The sequence below is a fragment of the Pseudomonas indica NBRC 103045 genome (assembly GCF_002091635.1).
Lineage (GTDB): Bacteria > Pseudomonadota > Gammaproteobacteria > Pseudomonadales > Pseudomonadaceae > Pseudomonas_M > Pseudomonas_M indica.
In genome coordinates this window covers 158734-179764 of the sequence record NZ_BDAC01000012.1, presented here as the reverse complement: position 1 = coordinate 179764, position 21031 = coordinate 158734, and the positions used below count along the sequence as shown (strand labels likewise).

Below are 21031 nucleotides of genomic sequence, written 5' to 3'. Positions count from 1 at the left end.
CGCAAGGACTTCGCCCATGATTCGTATGCCCCTGGCCACCGCCAGCCTGTTGGCTATCGCCATTTCCCTCGCCGGTTGCGGCGACGACAAGGAAAAAGCCGCCGCGCCGCAAGCCTCCGCTCCGGCGCCTGCCGCCAGCCAGAGCAGTGCAGCCCCGGCCCCTGCGGCCGGCAAGGTCGACGAAGCCGCAGCCAAGGCCGTGGTGAAGCACTACGCCGACATCGCCCTGGCCGTGTTCAGCGATGCCCTCTCCACCGGCAAGGCGCTGCAGCAGGCGGTCGATGCCCTGCTGGCCAACCCCAGCGACGAAACCCTGAAGGCCGCCCGCGAAGCCTGGCTGGCTGCCCGCGTGCCGTACATGCAGAGCGAAGTCTTCCGCTTCGGCAACCCGGTGGTGGACGACTGGGAGGGCCAACTGAACGCCTGGCCGCTGGACGAAGGCCTGATCGACTACGTGGCTGGTGACTACCAGCACGCCCTGGGCAACCCTGGCGCCACCGCCAACATCATCGCCAACACCGAGATCCAGGTCGGCGAAGACAAGATCGACGTCACCGAGATCACCGGCGAGAAGCTGGCCAGCCTGAACGAACTGGGCGGCTCCGAAGCCAACGTCGCCACCGGCTACCACGCCATCGAATTCCTTCTCTGGGGCCAGGACCTGAACGGCACCAACCCCGGCGCCGGCAATCGTCCGGCTACCGACTACGTCACCGGCGAAGGCTGCACAGGCGGTCATTGCGAACGTCGTCGCGCCTATCTGAAAGCCGCTACCGACCTGCTGGTGAAAGACCTGGAAGACATGGTCGCCCAGTGGCAGCCGAACGTGGCCGACAACTACCGCGCCACCCTGGAAGGCGAAGCCGCCGAGAACGGCCTGCGCAAGATGCTGTTCGGCATGGGCAGCCTGTCCCTCGGCGAGCTGGCCGGCGAGCGCATGAAGGTCGCCCTGGAAGCCAACTCCACCGAAGACGAGCACGACTGCTTCAGCGACAACACCCACCACTCGCACTTCTATAACGGCAAGGGCATCCGCAACGTCTACCTGGGCGAGTACAAGCGTGTCGACGGCACCACCCTGACCGGCCCGAGCCTGTCCGAGCTGGTGGCAAAGGTCGATGCCCAGACCGATAGCACCCTGAAGGCCGACCTGGAGGCCACCGAAGCCAAGCTGCAGGCCCTGGTGGACAGCGCCGAGAAGAACAACGTGCACTTCGACCAACTGATCGCCGCCGACAACACCGAAGGCCAGACGCTGGTACGCGATGCTATCGCCGCCCTGGTCAAGCAGACCGGTGCCATCGAGCAGGCCGCGGCCAAGCTGGGCATCAGCGACCTGAACCCGGACAACGCCGATCACGAATTCTGATTCGTGCTTCCAGCATGTGGCACATTGCCGCATGCCCGTTGCTCCCTGAGGCCCGGCCAAACGCCGGGCCTTTTTTTTTGGGGTGTTCGGTGGCTAGCGGAAAGTTCGCGCCAACGTGTAACGAACGCAAATCTCTCTTATTCCCGCTCGCCCGGCCTGCTAAGATTGCCCGCCGCCTTTACGCACCCTGGATGTCATGATGTCTGCCTTGCTTCGCGTGTCTCCCTTGCTGCTGGCCCTGAGCCTCGCCGCTTGTGAAGACCGGCCCCGTTTCGATGCGGCCGAGCCCGGCGAAGCCCTCTCCGCCGGCAGCGCCACGGTGCATAAGCAGGACAGCAACGCCTTCTCCCTGCCCTCGGCGAATCTCTCGCCGTCGCGCCGGCTGGATTTCAGCGTCGGCAACAGCTTCTTCCGTAATCCCTGGGTGATGGCGCCGGCCACTACCACGGCCCGCGACGGGCTGGGGCCGCTGTTCAACACCAATGCCTGCCAGAACTGCCATATCAAGGACGGCCGCGGCCACCCGCCGGGGCCGGATGCGATCCAGGCGGTGTCCATGCTGGTACGCCTGTCGATTCCCGCCTCCGCGGAACAGGCGCACCTGATCGAGCGCCAGGGCGTGGTGCCCGAGCCGGTCTATGGCGGCCAACTGCAGGATATGGCCGTCCCCGGCGTCGCCCCGGAAGGCAAGGTGCGTTTCGAGTACGAAACCGAGACCGTGCGCTTCGACGACGGCAGCGAAGTCGAGCTGCGCAAGCCCACCCTCGCAATCAGCCAGCTCGGCTACGGGCCAATGCACCCGCAGACGATGCTCTCCGCCCGCGTCGCCCCGCCGATGATCGGCCTCGGCCTGCTGGAAGCCATTCCCGAGGCGGCGATCCTGGCCAACGCCGATCCCGGCGACAGCGACGGCGACGGCATCTCCGGGCGCCCCAACCGGGTCTGGGACGACGTCACGCAGCGCACCGTGCTCGGCCGTTTCGGCTGGAAGGCCGGGCAACCGAGCCTGAACCAGCAGAACGCCCACGCCTTCGCCGGCGACATGGGCCTGACCACCGCGCTGCTCACCGCCGACGATTGCACCGAGACGCAGACCGACTGCCGCGCCGCACCGAACGGCGGCTCCCCGGAGGTCAGCGACAATATCCTCGCCAACGTGCTGTTCTATTCGCGCAACCTCGGCGTGCCGGCACGCCGCCGGGTCGACGATCCGCAAGTGCTGGCCGGCAAGGGCCTGTTCCACCAGGCCGGCTGCCAGAGCTGCCACACCCCGCGCTTCGAGACGGCTGCCGACGCCGCCGAGCCGGAGCTGGCCAGCCAGACCATCCGCCCGTATACCGACCTGCTGCTGCACGACATGGGCGAAGGTCTGGCGGACGGCCGGCCCGAATTCCAGGCCAGCGGCAGCGAATGGCGCACGCCGCCGCTGTGGGGCATCGGCCTGACGGAAACGGTCAACGGTCATACCCTGTTCCTGCACGACGGCCGCGCCCGCAATTTGCTGGAGGCAATCCTCTGGCACGGCGGCGAGGCCGAAGCCGCCAAACGGCATGTCCTGACTTACGACGCCGCGCAGCGTGCCGCGCTGCTGGCCTTCCTGAATTCACTCTAAGGAGCCGAACCATGTTCCGCCCCCGCCTGATCAGCATTGCCGTCGCCACCCTCACCGGCCTCGCGCTGAGCGCCTGCTCGCCGAAGGACGAGCAGCGCAGCGTCAGCGCCGTGCTGGCCGACAGCGTGCTGCTGCCGGCCTACGCCGCCTGGACCGAAGCCGACCATCAGCTCGCCGCCAGCGGCAAGGCCTTCTGCGATGGCAGCCAGGACCTGCCGGCCGCGCGCCAGGCCTTCCTCGCCGCGCAAAGCGCCTGGGCCGGGCTGCAGCCGCTGCTGGTCGGGCCGCTGGCGGAAGGCAACCGCACCTGGCAGGTGCAGTTCTGGCCGGACAAGAAAAACCTGGTGGCGCGTCAGGTGGAAGCGCTGCTCAAGAGCAAGCCGGAACTGAGCGTCGCCGACCTGGACAAGGCCAGCGTGGTGGTCCAGGGCTTGACCGCCTACGAGTACGTGCTGTTCGACAACGCCATCGATCTCGGCGATGCCGCCCAGAAGAGCCGTTACTGCCCGCTGATCGTCGCCATTGGCCAGCATCAGCAGGCCCTCGCCGACCAGACGCTCGCCCAGTGGCAGGGCGATGCCGGCATGGCCGCACAGTTGAAGAAATTCCCCAACGACCGCTATGCCGATTCCGGCGAAGCGATGGCCGAGCTGCTGCGCGCCCAGGTGACCGCCCTGGATGCGCTGAAGAAGAAGCTCGGCACACCGCTGGGTCGGCAGAGCAAGGGCATCCCGCAGCCGTACCAGGCCGAGGCGTGGCGCAGCCAGGCTTCGCTGGCCAGCATCGCCGCCAGCCTGGCGAGCGCCGAGCGTCTCTGGCGCGGTGCCAACGATGACGGCGTGAAGGCCCTGCTCCCTGCCGATCAGGCCGAGCTGGTGAAGCGCCTGGATGCCGCCTACGCCGACACCCGCCAGCGCATCGCCGACCCGCAGCGCCCGCTGACCGAGCTGATCACCGACGAGCAGGGCCGCCAGGCATTGGGTGAGGTCTACGACAGCCTCAATACCCTGCATCGCCTGCATGAGGGCGAGCTGGCCAAGGCGCTGGGCATCCAGCTCGGGTTCAACGCCCACGACGGAGACTGAAGCATGCGTCGCAGAGTCTTCCTCGGACTGGGCAGTGCGCTGCTCGCCGCCTCCGCCTTCGGCGGCTGGACCTTGGCCCGCCACGGGCACCAGCCACTGCTGCTGTCCGCCCGAGACGACAGCGACGGCAAGCACTATGCGGTCGGCTATCGGCTGGACGGCAGCCAGGCGTTCGCCACCCCGGTCGCCGAGCGCTGCCACGACGTGGTGCCGCATCCGCACCTGCCGCTGGCGGTGTTCGTCGGTCGTCGGCCGAGTCGCGAAAGCTATCTGGTCGACACCCGCGACGGTCGCCTGCTGCAAGTACTGACCTCGCCCCAGGACCGCCACTTCTACGGCCATGGCCAGTTCCACAAGGATGGCGAGTGGTTCTACAGCACCGAGAACGACACCCGCGACCCCGGCCGAGGCGTGCTCGGCGTGTACCGGCTGGACGGCGAGCGCCTGGTGCGCAGCGCCGAGCATTCCACCCATGGCATAGGCCCGCACCAGCTGCTGTGGATGCCCGATGGCGAAACCTTGGTGGTGGCCAACGGTGGCATCCGCACCGAGGCCGACAGCCGGGTCATGATGAACCTCGACGCCATGGAACCGAGCCTGGTGCTGATGCGCCGCGACGGCAGCCTGATCAGCAAGGAGCAGTTGCCCGAGCGGATGAACAGCGTGCGTCACTTGGCGGTGGCTGCCGACGGCACCATCGTCTCCGGCCAGCAGTACGAAGGCGACCCGATGGACAGCGCGCCGCTGCTGGCGATCAAGCGCCCCGGCCAGCCGTTCCAGCCATTCCCGGTCGGCGAAGCACAGCGCCTGACCATGAACCAGTACACCGCCAGCCTGGCAATCCACGACGAACTGCGCCTGCTGGCGTTGACCGCGCCACGCGGCAACCGCTTCTTCGTCTGGGACCTGGACAGCGCCGAGCTGCGCCTGGACGCGCCGCTGCCGGACTGCGCCGGCGTCGGCGCGGTGGCCGATGGTTTCGTAGTCACCGCCGGCGTGGGCCGCTGCCGACTCTACGACTGCCGCGGCAAGCAGATCGTCGGCCGCCCGCTGGAGCTGCCGGCCGGGTTGTGGGACAACCATCTGCGCCTTGCCTGCCCCCCCGCCGAGAGCGATCTCCACCACACAAAAAATGTGAATCGCATCTCAAGAATCGACCTCTGACGCCGACCTATACTCAGCATCGCGCCGGTCTTGCCCGGCTGCGGTGCGGCGGCTCGTCCGCCTGCGACAAGGATGTGCCATTCCCGATTACGCCTTGGGCGTCAGTCCTTCTTTTGGCTATACGAGGCTCGACCATGTCCTTGCAACGCTCCTTGCGTGCACAGATTCTCACCCTGCTGGGCGGCAGCCTGGCGCTGATCCTGCTGATCGCTCTCGCCTGCTTCAGTTTCCTGTCCAACGGCATCCAGTCCTATCGCGGTCTGCTGGAAGGCCCGTTGGAAGCCTCGCGCCTGGTCGACCAGGCCAACCTGCAATTCAAGGTGCAGGTGCAGGAGTGGAAGAACGTGCTGCTGCGTGGCCGGCAACCGGCCGACCTGGATAAGTACTGGAGCCAGTTCGAGGCCGAGGAGCGCAACGTCCAGGATACGCTCGGCCATCTGGCCAACCTGCCCGACCTCGACGCCGGCCTGAAGGGCCGCATCGAACGTCTGCGCGAGGAGCACCGCACTCTGGGCGCGGCCTACCGCAAGGGTCGTGACGCTTTCATCGGCGCCGATGCCGATCCGCGTGCCGGCGATGCCGCCGTGAAAGGCATCGACCGTGCCGCCAGCGAGCAGATGAGCGCACTCGTGGACGAACTCCGCACCCGCGCCACCCGCAGCGCCGATGACATCAGCGCCTCCGCCGACCGCACCATCCTGTTCGGTACCCTGGTCATGCTGGTCTCCAGCCTGCTGATCGGCCTGCTCAGCCTGTGGCTGATCAACCGCAACCTGATCGCCCCGATCCGCGCGCTGATCGACCACATCGCCCAGCTCAGCCAGGGCCGCTTCGGCGAGCGCGTCGCCACCGACCGCCGCGACGAGCTGGGCCGGCTGGCCGCGGCCGCCAATACTCTGCGCGACTTCCTTGCCGATACCTTCACCCGCCTCAAGCGCAGCACCGCCGACCTGGACAACGCCAGCGGCGAGCTGAATGCCATCGCCACGCTGATGGCCCAGGGTACCCGCGAGCAGTTTTCGCGCACCGATCAGGTCGCCACGGCGATGCACGAGATGTCCGCCACCGCCCAGGAGGTCGCGCGGCACGCCGCCGAAGCCGCCGCCGCGGCGGACGACGCCGACGACTCGGCACGCCAGGGCGAGACGGTGATGCGTTCGACCATCCAGACCATCACCGACATCCGTGGCGAAATCGCCAGCACGGCCGAGGTGATCCGCCGCCTGGAAAACGACAGCGGACGGATCGGCAAGGTGCTCGAAGTGATCCGCGGCATCGCCGACCAGACCAACCTGCTGGCGCTGAACGCGGCCATCGAGGCGGCACGCGCCGGAGAAGCCGGACGCGGCTTCGCGGTAGTCGCCGACGAGGTGCGCACCCTGGCCCAGCGCACCGCCGAATCCACCGCCGAGATCCACCAGATCATCGACACCGTGCAGACCGGCGCGGTGAACGCCGTACGCGCCATCGAGAGCGGCCAGAACCGCAGCGAGGCCGGTGTCGAACAGGTCACAGAGGCCGGTCTCATGCTGCAACGCATCACCGGCGCGGTGGAGGCGATCCGTGACATGAACCGGCAGATCGCGACGGCTGCCGAAGAGCAGACCTCGGTGGCCGAGGACATCTCGCGCAACCTCACCGAGATCACCGCCATCGCCACCACCAACCAGGAAAACGTGCAGCGCACCGAGGCCGCCAGCCAGGACCTGCACAGTCTCTCCGGCGAGCTCAGCAGCCTGACCCGCCGCCTCAGCGCCTGATCGCTATCAGCCCCGCCCGTGCCTGCACGGACGGGGCCGATCATCTCGCCTGACGCATCTCCGCGAACTGGGAAATACGCGGCAGTACGGCTCCTTTCCCTGTGGCACAGTCGGCCCCGCCTGGAAAACCGCAATCTTTTGCAATTGCTGGCTTTTGACTAACCCGTCAACTGGTACTAAGGTGCTCAGCTCGCCTATTCCCAGGCCTCCCCTGTTTTGCCAAGGAAACGGAATATGTTGCTCCGCCGCATGCTCATCATGTTGGGCGTCGTCGTTCTCGTGATTCTCGCCCTCGCTGCCTACAAAGGCTTCTCCATCTTCCAGCAGATCCAGCAGTTCTCCGCGCCGCAGCCGCCGATCAATGTCGGTGCCGTGACCGCCGAGGAAGGCCCCTGGCAGACCCGCCTGCCGGCCATCGGTACGCTGAAGGCCTACCAGGGCATCGACCTGACCGTCGAAGTCGCCGGCACCGTCCGCGACGTGCTGTTCCGCTCCGGCGAGAAGGTCAGCCTGAACCAGCCGCTGATCCAAATGGATAGCGACGTGGAGAAGGCCAGTCTCGCCACTGCCGAAGCCGAACTGGGCCTGGCCCGCGTTGAATTCGAGCGCGGCCGCAATCTGGTCGGCCGTCAGGCGATCTCCAAGAGCGAGTTCGACCGCCTGGCCGCCACGCTGGAGAAGTCCAACGCCAGCGTCGCCCAGTTGAAGGCCACCCTGGCCAAGAAGCGCATCCTCGCGCCCTTCGCCGGCACCATCGGTATCCGTCAGGTGGATGTCGGCGACTATTTGGCCTCCGGCACCACCATCGCCACCCTGCAAGACCTCAGCACGCTCTATGTGGACTTCTTCCTGCCGGAACAGAACGCTCCGCAACTGGCCATCGGCCAACGCGTGCGGGTCAGCGTCGCGGCGTATCCGGGCGAAGTCTTCGAGGGCCAGATCAGTGCGATCAACCCGAAGGTGGAAACCACCACCCGCAACCTGCAGGTGCGCGCCACCCTCGACAACCCGGACGAAAAACTGCTGCCGGGCATGTTCGCCAACCTCGACGTGCTGCTGCCCGAGGAACCCTCGCGCGTACGCGTCCCGGAAACCGCGATCACCTATACCCTCTATGGCAATTCGGTCTACGTGATCGCAGAGAAGAAGGACGAGCAGGGCAACGTGCAGAAAGACGACAAGGGTCAGCCCGTCCTGGTGGTGGAGCGTCGCTTCGTCGAAACCGGCCAGCGCCGCGACGGCTGGGTGGTGACCCTCAAGGGCCTGCAGGCCGGCGAACGCGTCGTCACCGACGGCCAGTTGAAGCTGGACAGCGGTGCCCATGTGGCCATCGTTGACAGCCTGGCCCTCCCCGCCGAACCGAACAGCCAGACCGGCGCCGCTCAGTGAGCGGCCGCCGACGATAAGGAAAACCGTCATGGCTTTTACCGATCCGTTCATCCGTCGCCCGGTGCTGGCCACGGTCGTCAGCCTGCTGATCGTGCTCCTGGGCTTCCAGGCGTTCAGCAAGCTGACCATCCGCCAGTACCCGCAGATGGAAAACGCCCTCATCACGGTGACCACCAGTTACCCGGGCGCCAACGCCGAGACGATCCAGGGCTATATCACCCAGCCGCTGCAGCAGAGCCTGGCCAGCGCCGAAGGCATCGACTACATGACCTCGGTCAGCCGGCAGAACGCCTCGGTCATCTCGATCTACGCGCGCATCGGCGCCAACACCGACCGGCTGTTCACCGAGCTGCTGGCCAAGGCCAACGAGGTCAAGAACCAGTTGCCGCAGGACGCCGAAGACCCGGTGCTGAGCAAGGAAGCGGCGGACGCCTCGGCGCTGATGTACATCAGCTTCTACAGCGACGAGCTGTCCAACCCGCAGATCACCGACTACCTGTCGCGGGTCATCCAGCCCAAGCTGGCCACCCTGCCCGGCATGGCCGAGGCGGAAATCCTCGGCAACCAGGTGTTCGCCATGCGTCTCTGGCTCGACCCGGTGCGCCTGGCCGCCTACGGGGTGACCGCCGCCGACGTCAACGAAGCGGTGCGCAAGTACAACTTCCTCTCCGCCGCCGGCGAGGTGAAGGGTCAGTACGTGGTCACCAGCATCAACGCCGAGACCGACCTGAAATCGCCCGAGGCCTTCGCCGCCATCCCGCTGAAAACCGAAGGCGACAGCCGCGTGCTGATCGGCGATGTGGCGCGGGTGGAAATGGGTGCGGAAACCTACGACTCGATCAGTTCCTTCGACGGCATCCCCTCCGTCTATATCGCCGTCAAGGGCACGCCCAGCGCCAACCCGCTGGATGTGATCAAGGAAGTCCGCAAAATCCTGCCGGAGATCGAAGCCCAGTTGCCGCCGAACCTGAAGGTGTCCATCGCCTATGACGCTACCCAGTTCATCCAGGCGTCCATCGACGAGGTGGTGAAGACCCTCGGCGAAGCGGTGCTGATCGTGATCGTGGTGGTGTTCCTGTTCCTCGGCGCCTTCCGCTCGGTGCTGATCCCGGTGGTGACCATCCCGCTGTCGATGATCGGCGTGCTGTTCTTCATGCAGATGATGGGCTACTCGATCAACTTGCTGACCCTGCTGGCCATGGTGCTGGCGATCGGCCTGGTGGTGGACGATGCCATCGTCGTGGTGGAGAACATCCACCGCCACATCGAAGAGGGCAAGACGCCGTTCGAAGCGGCGCTGGAAGGTGCTCGCGAGATCGCCACGCCAGTGGTGGCGATGACCATCACCCTGGCGGCGGTGTACGCGCCCATCGGCTTCCTCGAAGGGCTCACCGGGGCCCTGTTCAAGGAGTTCGCCTTCACTCTCGCAGGCGCGGTGATCATTTCCGGCATCGTCGCCCTGACTCTGTCGCCGATGATGTGCGCCAAGCTGCTGCGCCACGAAGAGAACCCGACCGGCCTGGCGCACAAGCTGGACGATCTGTTCGAGCGACTGAAAGTGCGCTACCAGCACCTGCTGCACGCGACCCTGGATACCCGTCCGGTGGTGGTGGTGTTCGCCGTGATCGTGCTGGCGCTGATCCCGATCATGCTCAACCCGATGTTCACCAAGAGCGAGCTGGCGCCGGATGAGGACCAGGGCATCGTGTTCATGATGTCCACCTCGCCGCAGCCGACCAACCTGGACTACGTGAACGCCAACACCGACCGGTTCGTGAAGATCTTCAAGGAGTTCCCCGAGTACTACTCCTCGTTCCAGATCAACGGCTTCAACGGCGTGCAGTCGGGTATCGGCGGCTTCCTGCTGAAACCCTGGGACGAGCGCGAGCGGACCCAGATGGAACTGCTGCCGCTGGTGCAGGCCAAGCTCGACCAGATTCCCGGCCTGCAGATCTTCGGCTTCAACCTGCCGTCGTTACCCGGTACCGGCGAAGGCCTGCCGTTCCAGTTCGTGATCAACACCCCAGGCGACTATCAGTCGCTGCTGCAGGTGGCGGAGAAGATCAAGCAACGCGGCATGGAAACCGGCAAGTTCTACTTCATGGACGTCGACCTGGCCTTCGACAAGCCGGAAGTGGTGGTAGAGATCGACCGGCAGAAAGCCGCGCAGATGGATGTGTCCATGGAAGACCTGGGCACTACCCTGTCGACCCTGCTCGGCGAAGGCGAAATCAACCGCTTCACCATCGATGGCCGCAGCTACAAGGTCATCGCCCAGGTCGAGCGCGCCTACCGCGACAATCCGGGCTGGCTGAACAGCTACTACGTGAAGAACGGTGCCGGTGAACTGCTGCCGCTATCGACGCTGATCAAGGTCAGCGACCGCGCGCGGCCGACCCAGTTGAACCAGTTCCAGCAGTTGAACTCGGCAATCATCCAGGGCATGCCCGGGGTAAGCATGGGTGAAGCCATCGACACCATCCGCCAGATCGCCGAGGAAGAGGCACCGCAGGGCTTCGGCTTCGACTATGCCGGCGCTTCGCGGCAGTTCGTCCAGGAAGGCAGCGCGCTCTACGTCACCTTCGGTCTGGCGCTGGCGATCATCTTCCTGGTGCTGGCGGCGCAGTTCGAGAGCTTCCGCGATCCGCTGGTGATCCTGGTGACCGTGCCGCTGTCGATCTGTGGTGCGCTGGTGCCGCTGTTCCTCGGCTTCTCCAGCATGAACATCTACACCCAGGTGGGCCTGGTGACGCTGATCGGTCTGATCAGCAAGCACGGCATCCTGATCGTGGAGTTCGCCAACCAGTTGCGCCATGAGAAGGGGTTATCCCGCCGCGAAGCAGTGGAGGAAGCCGCCTCGATCCGCTTGCGCCCGGTGTTGATGACCACTGCGGCCATGGTGTTCGGCATGGTGCCGTTGATCCTCGCGACTGGCGCGGGTGCGGTGAGCCGCTTCGACATCGGCCTGGTGATCGCCACCGGCATGTCGGTGGGTACGCTGTTCACCCTGTTCGTGCTGCCCTGCGTCTATACGCTGCTGGCCTCGCCGGACACCAAACCGGCAGCCCAACCCAGCCCGGCTCATTGAGCCACAGGCCCCTCTTCCCTGCGGGAGAGAGGGGCCCCTTCGGGCGAATAAATTCGCCCCTACACCATCGCACGATCATCCCGTAGGGGCGAATTCATTCGCCCAACTGCGCGCGAAACAAGCCCCGCAAGAGCTTCGCCAGCAGAGCTGGCTCCTACGAAAAACGGATCAGGGGTGGCACAAAATTGTGGGAGCGGATTCATCCGCGATACGGGCGCCTGGCATTCGCGAATGAATTCGCTCCCACACGGGAAGTGAGAAGGCCTTGGCCTTGTAGGCGCGAGCGCCCCGCAAGAGCTTCGCCAGCAGAGTTGGCTCCTACGAAAAGCGGAGCCGGTGTGATGGAACGAAGCGGGCTCACCCTTGCGGCTTGAGCCCCTGGGCCAGGCTGAACATGAACAGGAGCAGATCCTGATCCGGCCTGACCTGTTCCGCATGTGTTCGTGCATTGGCAGGGATACGGCAATAACTGCGTCCATCGCTGTCGCTCAAGACCGAAGGACCCGGCTGATGCCAGGCGGCCGCAGCCAGGGAGGCTACGCCCAGTGCACCGACAAGGAACAAACCTCGAGCAATTTCTAGCTTCATGACCGCAACTCTCTGATAGCGCTGCCAAACGCTGTTTCATAACCGTAGATCAGTTGTTGCCAGTCCGCTTCATTCCATGACGAATGGCGCCGCAATTGCCGCATATCGTGACGAGCGGCCTGTCGACTGCTCAGGCGGCGCCGGCTCTTCTCCAGATCCAGTAGCGCCACATCCACCTGGGCCTCGTCCCCCTCGCCGGTCACCCGCACGAACACGTGCTTGGCGTACAGGCAGCCATGCTGCCAGCGCCCCCGGTGCATGCGGGCCAGGGTGATGCCGATCTGCTCGAGCAGGCGTCGGTGAACCTGCTCACCATAGCGCTCCCGTCCCCCCTCGGCGTACCACCGGTCGATTTCCTGATAATCCTTCAGATCGACGGTCACCAGCAGCGCCCGCCACCCCGCCTCGCTGTCGCGCTCGACGCCGCAGTAATGGATTTCCGGTACCTGCACCCCGAGTTGCTGCAGGCTGAGCAGCGCATCGCGCTCCCGCAAAACGGTAGGGCGGCCGAAGGGATGATGCAGGCTGCGGTAGATATGGCCGACCTGGCGCTTGGCATACAGTAGGGGACCGTCGCCGATGCGCACGCGTTGCACGCCGCTCTGCCCTCCGCGCCGGACATTGGGTGCCTCGACCCAATCGCCCTGCATCTGCCACCACTGCTGAAACTGGTTTTCACCGACCTGAGCTGAATACGACACGGCCTTCACGCCCTTATTCGTTATTGTTTGCGCAGCACATAGACCCGCCACATGGCATACAGCGGCAGGAAATCCAGACGCTCCTGAACCTGGAACCCGGCCTGCCTGAATTCGCTTTCGACCTGGGCGACCGGTAACACGAAACGGTTCTGGTAACTTTCCTCCCCACGTTCGTGTTGGCGGCGTTGCTCCAGACGCTTGCGCTTCCACGCCTTGTAGTTGCCGTCGACCCATAACGAAACGATCAAGCTGTCGCGGGTGACACGCCGGCATTCTGCCAGCAGCGCGCGACGATCCGCTGCATCGCCGACATGGTGCAGCAGACGCATGCAGAAGATGCTGTCCACGGCATTGTCCGGCAGGTCGATGGCGAAAGCAGAAGTATGCAAGGGCCGTACCCTTCGCACCACTTCCGCCGGCTGAGCGGCGCAGGCGGTGCGCAGCATGTCCGCCGAGTTGTCCGCCCCGATGATGACCCGATTGGCCTTTTCCGCCAGCAACGGCCAGAAGCGGCCGGCCCCACAGGGCAGGTCGAGCACCAGGCCGGGGTCGCCGGCCAGAGTCAGCGCACGGCGCGCCAGTTGTTCGTCGCGCCAATGCGACAGGCGCCGCCAGAGACCGTCCTGGTGCTTTTGCAGGTATTGCTGGGCATGTTCGTGGTTGTACTTCTGCGAGAACGCCAGTTCGACGGGACTGCTCATAGACCACCTCCAGAAAAGATGGTCCGGACCTTAACCGGCCCGCCGTCAACGACCGGTCAAGGGAATGTGAAAAAAACGTCAAAGCCGGCGTGAGCACAACGAGCTCAGCAGCCCACGGCCTCGCCATCCAGCCGGACCCGGAAACGGCAGCCACCCGACTCGGCCGTCAGCAACTCCACCGTCCAGCCCTGGCTGACGCAAATCCGCCGAACCAGCGACAGCCCCAGTCCCAGCCCCTCGCCCCGGTCAGTGCCGCGCACGAAGGGTTGGAAGACCCGCTCGCGCTGTTCCTCGGGAATGCCCACACCGCTGTCCTCGACGACAAAGCCATGCGGTTCCAGGCTCAGACTGATCCAGCCCTTCTCGGTGTAATGCAGGGCATTGCGCAGAAGGTTGCTCATCACTGTGTGCAGAAAGGTCAGGTTATACCGGCGCCCCGCCTCGTCCGCCGGGAGTTCGTCGCTCCGGTAATCGAAACGCAACCCCTTGTCTTCAATCGGCTGACGCCATTGCGCGGCCAGGTCATCGGCCACTTCGAGCAGGCTGGCCTGGGCCGCCTGATCGTCGCCCTCGCTCTGCGCCCGGGCGAGGAGCAGGAAGGTGTGCACCAGCCCCCGCATTTCATCGCAGGCACGGGCCATGCGCTGCACCTGGGCGCGAGCACGGGTATCGAGTTGCGGGTTTTCCAGCAGCAGCTCGCAGGAGCTGGCCAGCACCATCAGCGGTGTGCGCAGTTCGTGGCTGACATCGCTGGTGAACAGGCGCTCGCGGGTCAGCGCCTCACGCAGTTGGCCGAGGGTATCGTCGAAGGCCGCCGCCAATTGCCCCACCTCGTCGGCGGCATAGTCCGGCGCCAACGGCGGTGCCAGGGTCAGCAACTGGTCGCGGTGACGCACCTGGCGGGCCAGCCTCGCCACCGGCGCCATCACCCGTCGCGCCAGCAGCCAGCCGAGCAGCGCGGCGAGCAACAGGCTGAGCCCCAGGCCGATCTGTACCACCGCGAACAACACCTGCTCGCGCGCCTCGAAATCGCTCTGGTCCTGCAACAGGACATACAGACGGCCGCTGACCTCGCGCACCATGGCGTGGTACGACAGTTCGTCGCGGAAGACCTCGTGGAAGCCCGGCGTCAGATTGCGCAAATCGTCCGTCAGGGCGAAATCATCCTTGCCGTCGCTGAAATAGAACAACTGACCCGGCTCGGGCCGATGGCGCCATTCCTCCATGCTGTCCATCTTCAGCAAGCGATCGAGGTCACGGCCCAGCTCAGTGGAAATCAACCGCTCCTCGACCAAGTGCACGGTGCCGATGATGCCCATGGCGAAAGAGCCGGCCACCAGCAGGGTGAGCAGCAGGAAGGCGATGACGATCCGCCGCGCCAGGCTCTGCTTATATTCCATCGGCACTCTCTGCCAGCCGATAGCCGACGCCGTGGACGGTCTGCAGCAAGGGCCGGGCGAAGGGTTTGTCGATCACCTGGCGTAATTGGTGGACGTGGCTGCGCAGGCTGTCACTGTCCGGGCAATCGTCGCCCCAGACGGCCGCTTCCAGTACCTCGCGGCGCACCACATGGGGGCTTTTCTGCATCAACACGGCGAGCAACTTGAGACCGATGGGGTTGAGCTTGAGCGGCTTGCCATCGCGGGTGACTTCCAGGGTATCGAGGTCGTAGCACAGGTCGGCGACTTGCAGCAGGCGCCGGCCGCCGCCCTGGGTGCGGCGCAGCACCGCCTCGATGCGTGCCGCCAGCTCCGACAGGGCAAAGGGCTTGATCAAGTAATCGTCGGCACCGGAGCGGAAGCCCTGCAGGCGGTCGTCGAGCTGGTCGCGGGCGGTGAGCATGATCACCGGGGTGTCGCGACGCGCCTCTTCGCGTAGGCGCTTGCACAGGCTGTAGCCGTCGAGGCCGGGCAACATGATGTCGAGCACGATCAGGTCGTAATGCTCGGTGGCGGCCAAGTGCAAGCCGGACAGGCCGTCCTGGGCACAGTCGACGCTGTACCCCTTGATGCTCAGGTAATCCAACATATTGGCCAGGATGTCGCGGTTATCCTCGACCAGCAGAATGCGCATGACGTGCTCCTCTCGCTTCCCGTCGGCGGCGCGGCGATGATGGCACGGCACCGGACGCAACGGTGGGTTTTGACAAATTTTTCACCGTACGCTCACTTCTTCATGACAAGCGCCTCGGCAGACTGCCGCCTATCTTTGCCAAGGTTGCCCATGATGCGCCCGACCCTTTCCGCGCCCCTCCACTCTCTTGCGCTGGCCGTGATCACTCTGCTGCTCGCCAGCGCCACTAACGCGGGCGCCACCGAGCGCCCCGCCACCTGGGCACAGCCGGTGGATACCTCCTTCAACCTCTACCGCCTGTCGCCGACGCTCTACCGCAGCGCCCTGCCCGAAGCCCGCAACCTGCCACTGCTGGAAGAGCTCGGGATGCGCACGGTGCTGAGCCTGATCAAGACCGACGACAAGACCTGGACGAACGGTGCCCCTCTGCGCACTCTCAGCGTTCCGACCCATGCCGACCGCGTCGACGACGCCGATGTGATTCGCGTACTGAACCTCCTCCAGAGCGCCCAGCAACAGGGCCCGGTATTACTGCACTGCAAGCATGGCCGCGACCGCACCGGCCTGTTCGCCGCCATGTACCGTACGGTGATCCAAGGCTGGAGCAGGGAGGACGCACTCCGGGAAATGGTCGAAGGCGGCTTCGGCAACCAGGACGACATGAACGACGCCATACGCTACGTACGTAACGCCGATATCGAGGCGATCCGCCAGGCCATGTCTGAAGGCAGTTGCAGCCCCAGCCCCGTCAGCCTGTGTCATCTGCGCGAGTTGCTGAGCAGTCTGGCCGGCCCCGAAGACCTCGACTGACTCGGCTTATTTCTTCCTACGACCAGGCCGCGAGCCACGATTTCCCAAACCACCTGCTGAGCTGGCAAACGAGCCTATCAGCCAGCACTGATCCAACCGGAGAGCGGCATGTCCACCTCACCTACCTTTTCACGTCCCTTGCACCTGACACTCTGCTTGGGCGTGCCACTGCTGCTGATCGTCCTGCTCCTGCTGGGCAATCCGAGCCGCCTGGATTTCGCCCTGGCCGACCTGTTCTACCAGCCGGGCGTAGGGTTCATCGCCCGCCGCAGCGCATTCTTCGAAGACATCCTGCACGACCGCGCCAAGCAGGCGGTGATCCTGATCGGCGTACTGGCCATCGCCGGCTTCCTGGTCAGCCTGCTGTACGCACCCTGGCGTCACTTGCGTGCGTCATTGGGCTACCTAGTACTGGCGATGGGCTTGTCCACGGCCATCGTGCCGCCGCTGAAAATCATCACCGGCGTGCATTGCCCCTGGAGCCTGACCCGCTACGGCGGCGTGGAGAGCTACAGCCCGCTGATCGGCGAACGCGCACCGACCCTCAAGCCCGGTCGCTGCTGGCCAGGCGGCCATGCCACCAGCGGCTTCGCCTTCTTCGCCCTGTACTTCGTCCTGCGCGACCGCCGTCCGCGCCTGGCGCGGGCCGCCTTCGTCGGAGCGTTGGCCCTCGGCGGGCTGTTTTCCCTCGCCAGGATGATGCAGGGAGCGCATTTCCTCTCGCACAACCTCTGGACCGCACTGTTCGACTGGTTGATCTGCCTCGGCTGCTACACCCTGCTGCTCTATCGCCGACCGGCCCCCGTCATGGCCGAGGCAAGCCAGACACCCGCTTCCACTTCCTCCAACCTGGACTGACCTCCTCGTCCACCCCGCAGGCGTCCCTGCCTGCGGGTCCTTTTTTCCATCGATCCCCGCTACCCGAACGACGCTCGGTGTCGGGCCGTGTACCGCGATCGAATGCCTTGGCAGCCGGTGAGCGGCTGGTTCACCCTGGCCGAAATCTATGCCCGGACAGTGGCGATAACGGGGCATCGTCAGGCTCTGATCGCGAATGAATTCGCAAATCCATTCCATACCCCTCGCAAAATAAACGCCCATGAAAAAGCCCCGCACGAGGCGGGGCTTTTTCGTTTCGGTACGGAAGACCGGGTGGCTTACATCATGCCGCCCATGCCACCCATGCCGCCCATGTCAGGCATGGCCGGGGCCGGCTTGTCTTCCACGATCTCGGCGACCATGGCCTCGGTGGTGATCATCAGACCGCCGATGGAGGACGCAGCCTGCAGGGCGGAACGGGTCACCTTGGCCGGATCGAGGATACCCATCTCGATCATGTCGCCGTATTCGCCGGTTGCGGCGTTGAAGCCGTAGTTGCCGGAACCCTGCTTGACCTTGTCGACCACCACGCTCGGCTCGTCGCCGGCGTTGGCGACGATCTGGCGCAGCGGAGATTCGACCGCGCGACGCAGCAGAGCGATACCGACGTTCTGGTCTTCGTTGGCGCCTTTCAGGTCAGCGATGGCCTGCAGGGCACGCACCAAGGCGACACCGCCGCCAGGTACCACGCCCTCTTCCACGGCAGCGCGGGTAGCGTGCAGGGCGTCTTCGACGCGGGCCTTCTTCTCTTTCATCTCGACTTCGGTGCCGGCACCGACCTTGATCACGGCAACACCGCCGGCCAGCTTGGCCAGACGCTCTTGCAGCTTCTCCTTGTCGTAGTCGGAGGAAGTCTCTTCGACCTGCTTGCGGATCTGAGCCACGCGGGCTTCGATGTCGCTCTGGGCGCCAGCGCCGTCGATGATGGTGGTGTTTTCCTTGTTCAGCACGACGCGCTTGGCGTTACCCAGGTGCTCCAGGGTGGCGCTTTCCAGGCTCAGGCCGACTTCTTCGGAAATCACGGTACCGCCGGTCAGGATGGCGATGTCCTGCAGCATGGCCTTGCGGCGGTCGCCGAAGCCCGGAGCCTTGACGGCAGCGACTTTGACGATGCCACGCATGTTGTTCACCACCAGGGTGGCCAGGGCTTCGCCTTCCACGTCTTCGGCAACGATCAGCAGCGGACGACCGGCCTTGGCGACGGCTTCCAGCACCGGCAGCATTTCGCGGATGTTGGAGATTTTCTTGTCGACCAGCAGGATCAGCGGGTTGTCCAGCTCGGCCACCATGGTGTCCGGCTTGTTGATGAAGTAGGGGGACAGGTAGCCGCGGTCGAACTGCATGCCTTCGACGACGGACAGTTCGTTCTCCAGGCCCGAGCCTTCTTCAACGGTGATCACGCCTTCCTTGCCGACTTTTTCCATGGCTTCGGCAATGATCTGGCCGATGGACTCGTCAGCGTTGGCGGAGATGGTGCCAACCTGGGCGATGGCCTTGGAATCGGCGCACGGCTTGGACAGGTTCTTCAGCTCGGCGACGATGGCGATGGTGGCCTTGTCGATGCCGCGCTTGAGGTCCATCGGGTTCATGCCGGCAGCGACGGCTTTCAGGCCTTCGTTGACGATGGCCTGGGCCAGGACGGTGGCAGTGGTGGTGCCGTCACCGGCTTCGTCGTTGGCCTTGGAGGCAACGTCTTTCACCAGCTGGGCGCCCATGTTCTCGAAGCGATCCTTCAGCTCGATTTCCTTGGCCACGGACACGCCGTCCTTGGTGATGGTCGGAGCGCCGAAGCTCTTTTCCAGTACCACGTTGCGGCCTTTCGGGCCGAGGGTGGCCTTGACGGCATCGGCCAGGACGTTCACGCCAACCAGCATCTTCTTGCGAGCGGAGTCGCCGAATTTAACTTCTTTAGCAGCCATGTCGATTGATCCTCAATTCGTTAGGTTATGCGGAGGGCGGAAATCAGGCTTCGATGACAGCGAGAATTTCGTTCTCGCCCATCACCAGCAGGTCTTCGCCGTCAACCTTGATGGTGTTGCTGCCGGAGTACGGACCGAATACCACCTGGTCGCCGACTTTCACGGCCAGCGGACGCACTTCGCCGTTGTCCAGCACGCGACCGGTGCCGACGGCGACGACTTCGCCACGGTTCGGTTTTTCGGCAGCGGAACCCGGCAGGACGATGCCGCCAGCGGTCTTGGTTTCTTCTTCGCTGCGACGAATGACGACGCGGTCATGCAGAGGACGAAGCTTCATTGTCGATCTCTCCTAGTTAAGTGATTTCCAGCTTCCGGTGGAGCCCACCGGCGGGTTAGCAAATCCGGCGTTGCCGGTTACGGCCCGCTGAGCGAGCCGCAGAAGACAGCCTGTCGATGCGACAGGGACCTTGCGGTGACCGCTACATAAGGGCGGCCAAAAGCATTTCAAGGGGACAACTGAAAAAATTTGCGCAAGTCGGTGGATTGCCGGCGTTTTTAGCCAGTGCTACCGCTGCGCTCAGCGATCCCGGCGCTCGTATTCGCCTTCGATCACATTCGGACGACCGGCTCCCGGCCGGCCCTGGCTGGCCGCCAGATCATCGGCGAACGCACGCTGGCGCAGGGCCTGCTCTTCGACGCGCTTGCGCAGATTGGCGACGATCAGACGGCGGGTGAAGGGGAACAGGCAGAGCAGGCCGAAGATATCGCTGATGAAGCCCGGCAGCAGCAACAGGCCACCGCCCACGGCAATCAGCAGGCCTTCGAGCATTTCCTGCTCCGGCAGCTCGCCACGAGTCAGACGTTCACGGGCGCGCCATGCGGTGGACAACCCGGCGACACGCAGCAGGACGCTACCAAGGATGGCAGTGAAAATAATCAACAGCAGCGTGGGCAGCACGCCGATGGCGCTGCCGACCTTGATCAGCACCGCGAGTTCGAGCAGCGGGAACAGCAACAGCAGGAAAAGAAAAGCACGCATCGAGGGTTCCTTGGCGGAAGAACGGCTTCCGATAACCGTTAGTTGACGCCGCTGCGGGGCCAATTCAACCCCACAGCGGCAACGAGCTGTAACCGGATGCTTCGACGATCCGGCGGCGAGCCCGGCTCAGGCCTCCTCGGCCGATGGCCAGCGCTCGGCGCGCGCCAGGGCGACCAGCGCCTGGCGTACCGCACCGGGATTGGCGCACGGTTGGGGGAAGGCCAGCCAGTAGAGCGCCTGGCCGATACGCAGGTGGAAACCCTCGCTGTCGATGCCGGCCAGCTCGGCAGCCTCCCCTTTCGGTAATCCGGCCAGCTCCACGTAGTGGGCGATGGCGTTGGCGTGGTCGGCGTTCATATGCTCGACCATCCCGGTTTCGGATTCGCCGACGAACGGATTGGCCAGGGCCACCTCGTCGAGCCAGTGAATCGCGCCGAAACCACCGATGTAGCGCCAGCGCACGGGCTCCAGCACCCAGAAATCGAAATCGTGGGCCTTGTGATAATCGCGCGAGGCGGGGAAATAGCGGTAGTAACGCGTCGCGGCGGCCTCGATGGCGGCCGGATCATCCAGTTGCCGCGCTTCGGCGAGCAGGGTCAGGCGTCCGGCGGACTGGACGTCTTCGGCGCCCCGCTCGCCCACCAGCAGCGAGCATTTCGGCTCTTTTTGCAGGTTGTGGGTGTGCTGGGCGATACGGCTGATCAGGATCAGCGGCCAGCCCCGTTCGTCGAGGCAATAAGGCACCACCGATCCGAAAGGAAAACCCGGCATGGCCTTTGAATGGGTGGAGAGCACGCCACGGTATTCCTTGAGCAGCAATTCTCGGGCATGCTTGGCCGCTTTCACGCTCACTA

The 21031-nt window shown here is 64.9% G+C and carries 17 protein-coding genes and 2 pseudogenes; 10 read left to right on the top strand and 9 right to left on the bottom strand.

From position 1 onward, the window contains the following. Positions 1–16: 16 nt before the first annotated feature. From PIN01S_RS15755 to PIN01S_RS15725, 8 genes and pseudogenes are all read left to right on the top strand, one after another. The gene (locus PIN01S_RS15755; RefSeq protein ID WP_084336702.1) at positions 17–1369 is read left to right on the top strand and encodes an imelysin family protein; all 1353 of its coding nucleotides are present in this window, start codon (positions 17–19) and stop codon (positions 1367–1369) included. 196 nt (positions 1370–1565) lie between these two features. Then, positions 1566–2981: a di-heme oxidoreductase family protein gene (locus tag PIN01S_RS15750; protein ID WP_090257246.1), complete on the top strand. Its 1416-nt coding sequence runs from the start codon at positions 1566–1568 to the stop codon at positions 2979–2981. Positions 2982–2992: 11 nt separating this feature from the next. Then, on the top strand, positions 2993–4066 hold the full coding sequence (locus PIN01S_RS15745) for an imelysin family protein (RefSeq protein WP_084336698.1): 1074 nt from the start codon (positions 2993–2995) through the stop codon (positions 4064–4066). Between the two features lie 3 nt (positions 4067–4069). Then, a pseudogene (locus PIN01S_RS15740) lies at positions 4070–5158 on the top strand (DUF1513 domain-containing protein); the annotation flags it as partial. A 206-nt stretch (positions 5159–5364) separates the two neighbouring features. After that, positions 5365–6057: pseudogene (locus PIN01S_RS27615) on the top strand (methyl-accepting chemotaxis protein); the annotation flags it as partial. Between the two features lie 165 nt (positions 6058–6222). Continuing rightward, the gene (locus tag PIN01S_RS27610; RefSeq protein ID WP_423814538.1) at positions 6223–6990 is read left to right on the top strand and encodes a methyl-accepting chemotaxis protein; all 768 of its coding nucleotides are present in this window, start codon (positions 6223–6225) and stop codon (positions 6988–6990) included. Positions 6991–7224: 234 nt separating this feature from the next. Further along, positions 7225–8379 carry an efflux RND transporter periplasmic adaptor subunit gene (locus PIN01S_RS15730; protein ID WP_084336692.1) on the top strand — a complete coding sequence of 385 codons (1155 nt, stop codon included), beginning with the start codon at positions 7225–7227 and terminating at the stop codon, positions 8377–8379. A 28-nt stretch (positions 8380–8407) separates the two neighbouring features. After that, complete coding sequence (locus PIN01S_RS15725; protein WP_084336690.1) at positions 8408–11467, top strand: multidrug efflux RND transporter permease subunit; 3060 nt, start codon at positions 8408–8410, stop codon at positions 11465–11467. Positions 11468–11824: 357 nt separating this feature from the next. Here the strand turns inward: PIN01S_RS15725 and PIN01S_RS15720 are convergent, their stop codons facing one another. From PIN01S_RS15720 to PIN01S_RS15700, 5 genes are all read right to left on the bottom strand, one after another. Next, the gene (locus tag PIN01S_RS15720) at positions 11825–12055 is read right to left on the bottom strand and encodes a hypothetical protein (RefSeq protein WP_084336688.1); all 231 of its coding nucleotides are present in this window, start codon (positions 12053–12055) and stop codon (positions 11825–11827) included. Then, entirely contained in the window at positions 12052–12705 is a 654-nt protein-coding gene (locus PIN01S_RS15715; protein ID WP_084336732.1) for a lipopolysaccharide kinase InaA family protein, read from the bottom strand. Before PIN01S_RS15715 ends, PIN01S_RS15720 begins: the two co-directional genes overlap by 4 nt. Before the next feature lie 71 nt (positions 12706–12776). Further along, positions 12777–13457, bottom strand: coding sequence for a class I SAM-dependent methyltransferase (locus PIN01S_RS15710; RefSeq protein WP_084336686.1), 681 nt, complete (start codon positions 13455–13457; stop codon positions 12777–12779). A gap of 104 nt (positions 13458–13561) precedes the next feature. After that, positions 13562–14857 carry a sensor histidine kinase gene (locus PIN01S_RS15705; protein ID WP_084336684.1) on the bottom strand — a complete coding sequence of 432 codons (1296 nt, stop codon included), beginning with the start codon at positions 14855–14857 and terminating at the stop codon, positions 13562–13564. Further along, positions 14847–15530 carry a response regulator transcription factor gene (locus tag PIN01S_RS15700; protein WP_084336682.1) on the bottom strand — a complete coding sequence of 228 codons (684 nt, stop codon included), beginning with the start codon at positions 15528–15530 and terminating at the stop codon, positions 14847–14849. The genes PIN01S_RS15705 and PIN01S_RS15700 overlap by 11 nt, the downstream gene beginning before the upstream one ends. Before the next feature lie 153 nt (positions 15531–15683). On the opposite strand from PIN01S_RS15700, the gene PIN01S_RS15695 reads away from it, so the two are divergent. Beyond that, positions 15684–16340 (top strand): phosphatase domain-containing protein, encoded by a 657-nt coding sequence (locus PIN01S_RS15695; RefSeq protein ID WP_084336680.1) that lies wholly within the window; start codon positions 15684–15686, stop codon positions 16338–16340. Positions 16341–16448: 108 nt separating this feature from the next. Further along, entirely contained in the window at positions 16449–17198 is a 750-nt protein-coding gene (locus PIN01S_RS15690; protein ID WP_084336678.1) for a phosphatase PAP2 family protein, read from the top strand. A 299-nt stretch (positions 17199–17497) separates the two neighbouring features. Here the strand turns inward: PIN01S_RS15690 and groL are convergent, their stop codons facing one another. From groL to PIN01S_RS15670, 4 genes are all read right to left on the bottom strand, one after another. Beyond that, on the bottom strand, positions 17498–19138 hold the full coding sequence (gene groL / locus PIN01S_RS15685) for a chaperonin GroEL (RefSeq protein WP_084336676.1): 1641 nt from the start codon (positions 19136–19138) through the stop codon (positions 17498–17500). 43 nt (positions 19139–19181) lie between these two features. Continuing rightward, entirely contained in the window at positions 19182–19475 is a 294-nt protein-coding gene (locus PIN01S_RS15680) for a co-chaperone GroES (RefSeq protein WP_084336674.1), read from the bottom strand. A gap of 240 nt (positions 19476–19715) precedes the next feature. Continuing rightward, a complete protein-coding gene (locus PIN01S_RS15675) occupies positions 19716–20177 on the bottom strand; it encodes an FxsA family protein (RefSeq protein WP_084336672.1) in 462 nt (153 codons plus the stop codon). 126 nt (positions 20178–20303) lie between these two features. Beyond that, positions 20304–21029: a HugZ family pyridoxamine 5'-phosphate oxidase gene (locus PIN01S_RS15670; RefSeq protein ID WP_084336670.1), complete on the bottom strand. Its 726-nt coding sequence runs from the start codon at positions 21027–21029 to the stop codon at positions 20304–20306. Between the last annotated feature and the right edge of the window lie 2 nt (positions 21030–21031).

Bases quoted from the DNA above. Each gene is read 5' to 3' on its own strand.
- PIN01S_RS15755 (WP_084336702.1), top strand. From the start codon at position 17: ATGATTCGTATGCCCCTGGCCACCGCCAGCCTGTTGGCTATCGCCATT.
- PIN01S_RS15750 (WP_090257246.1), top strand. From the start codon at position 1,566: ATGATGTCTGCCTTGCTTCGCGTGTCTCCCTTGCTGCTGGCCCTGAGC.
- PIN01S_RS15745 (WP_084336698.1), top strand. From the start codon at position 2,993: ATGTTCCGCCCCCGCCTGATCAGCATTGCCGTCGCCACCCTCACCGGC.
- PIN01S_RS27610 (WP_423814538.1), top strand. From the start codon at position 6,223: ATGGCCCAGGGTACCCGCGAGCAGTTTTCGCGCACCGATCAGGTCGCC.
- PIN01S_RS15730 (WP_084336692.1), top strand. From the start codon at position 7,225: ATGTTGCTCCGCCGCATGCTCATCATGTTGGGCGTCGTCGTTCTCGTG.
- PIN01S_RS15725 (WP_084336690.1), top strand. From the start codon at position 8,408: ATGGCTTTTACCGATCCGTTCATCCGTCGCCCGGTGCTGGCCACGGTC.
- PIN01S_RS15720 (WP_084336688.1), bottom strand. From the start codon at position 12,055: ATGAAGCTAGAAATTGCTCGAGGTTTGTTCCTTGTCGGTGCACTGGGC.
- PIN01S_RS15715 (WP_084336732.1), bottom strand. From the start codon at position 12,705: ATGCAGGGCGATTGGGTCGAGGCACCCAATGTCCGGCGCGGAGGGCAG.
- PIN01S_RS15710 (WP_084336686.1), bottom strand. From the start codon at position 13,457: ATGAGCAGTCCCGTCGAACTGGCGTTCTCGCAGAAGTACAACCACGAA.
- PIN01S_RS15705 (WP_084336684.1), bottom strand. From the start codon at position 14,857: ATGGAATATAAGCAGAGCCTGGCGCGGCGGATCGTCATCGCCTTCCTG.
- PIN01S_RS15700 (WP_084336682.1), bottom strand. From the start codon at position 15,530: ATGCGCATTCTGCTGGTCGAGGATAACCGCGACATCCTGGCCAATATG.
- PIN01S_RS15695 (WP_084336680.1), top strand. From the start codon at position 15,684: ATGCGCCCGACCCTTTCCGCGCCCCTCCACTCTCTTGCGCTGGCCGTG.
- PIN01S_RS15690 (WP_084336678.1), top strand. From the start codon at position 16,449: ATGTCCACCTCACCTACCTTTTCACGTCCCTTGCACCTGACACTCTGC.
- groL (WP_084336676.1), bottom strand. From the start codon at position 19,138: ATGGCTGCTAAAGAAGTTAAATTCGGCGACTCCGCTCGCAAGAAGATG.
- PIN01S_RS15680 (WP_084336674.1), bottom strand. From the start codon at position 19,475: ATGAAGCTTCGTCCTCTGCATGACCGCGTCGTCATTCGTCGCAGCGAA.
- PIN01S_RS15675 (WP_084336672.1), bottom strand. From the start codon at position 20,177: ATGCGTGCTTTTCTTTTCCTGCTGTTGCTGTTCCCGCTGCTCGAACTC.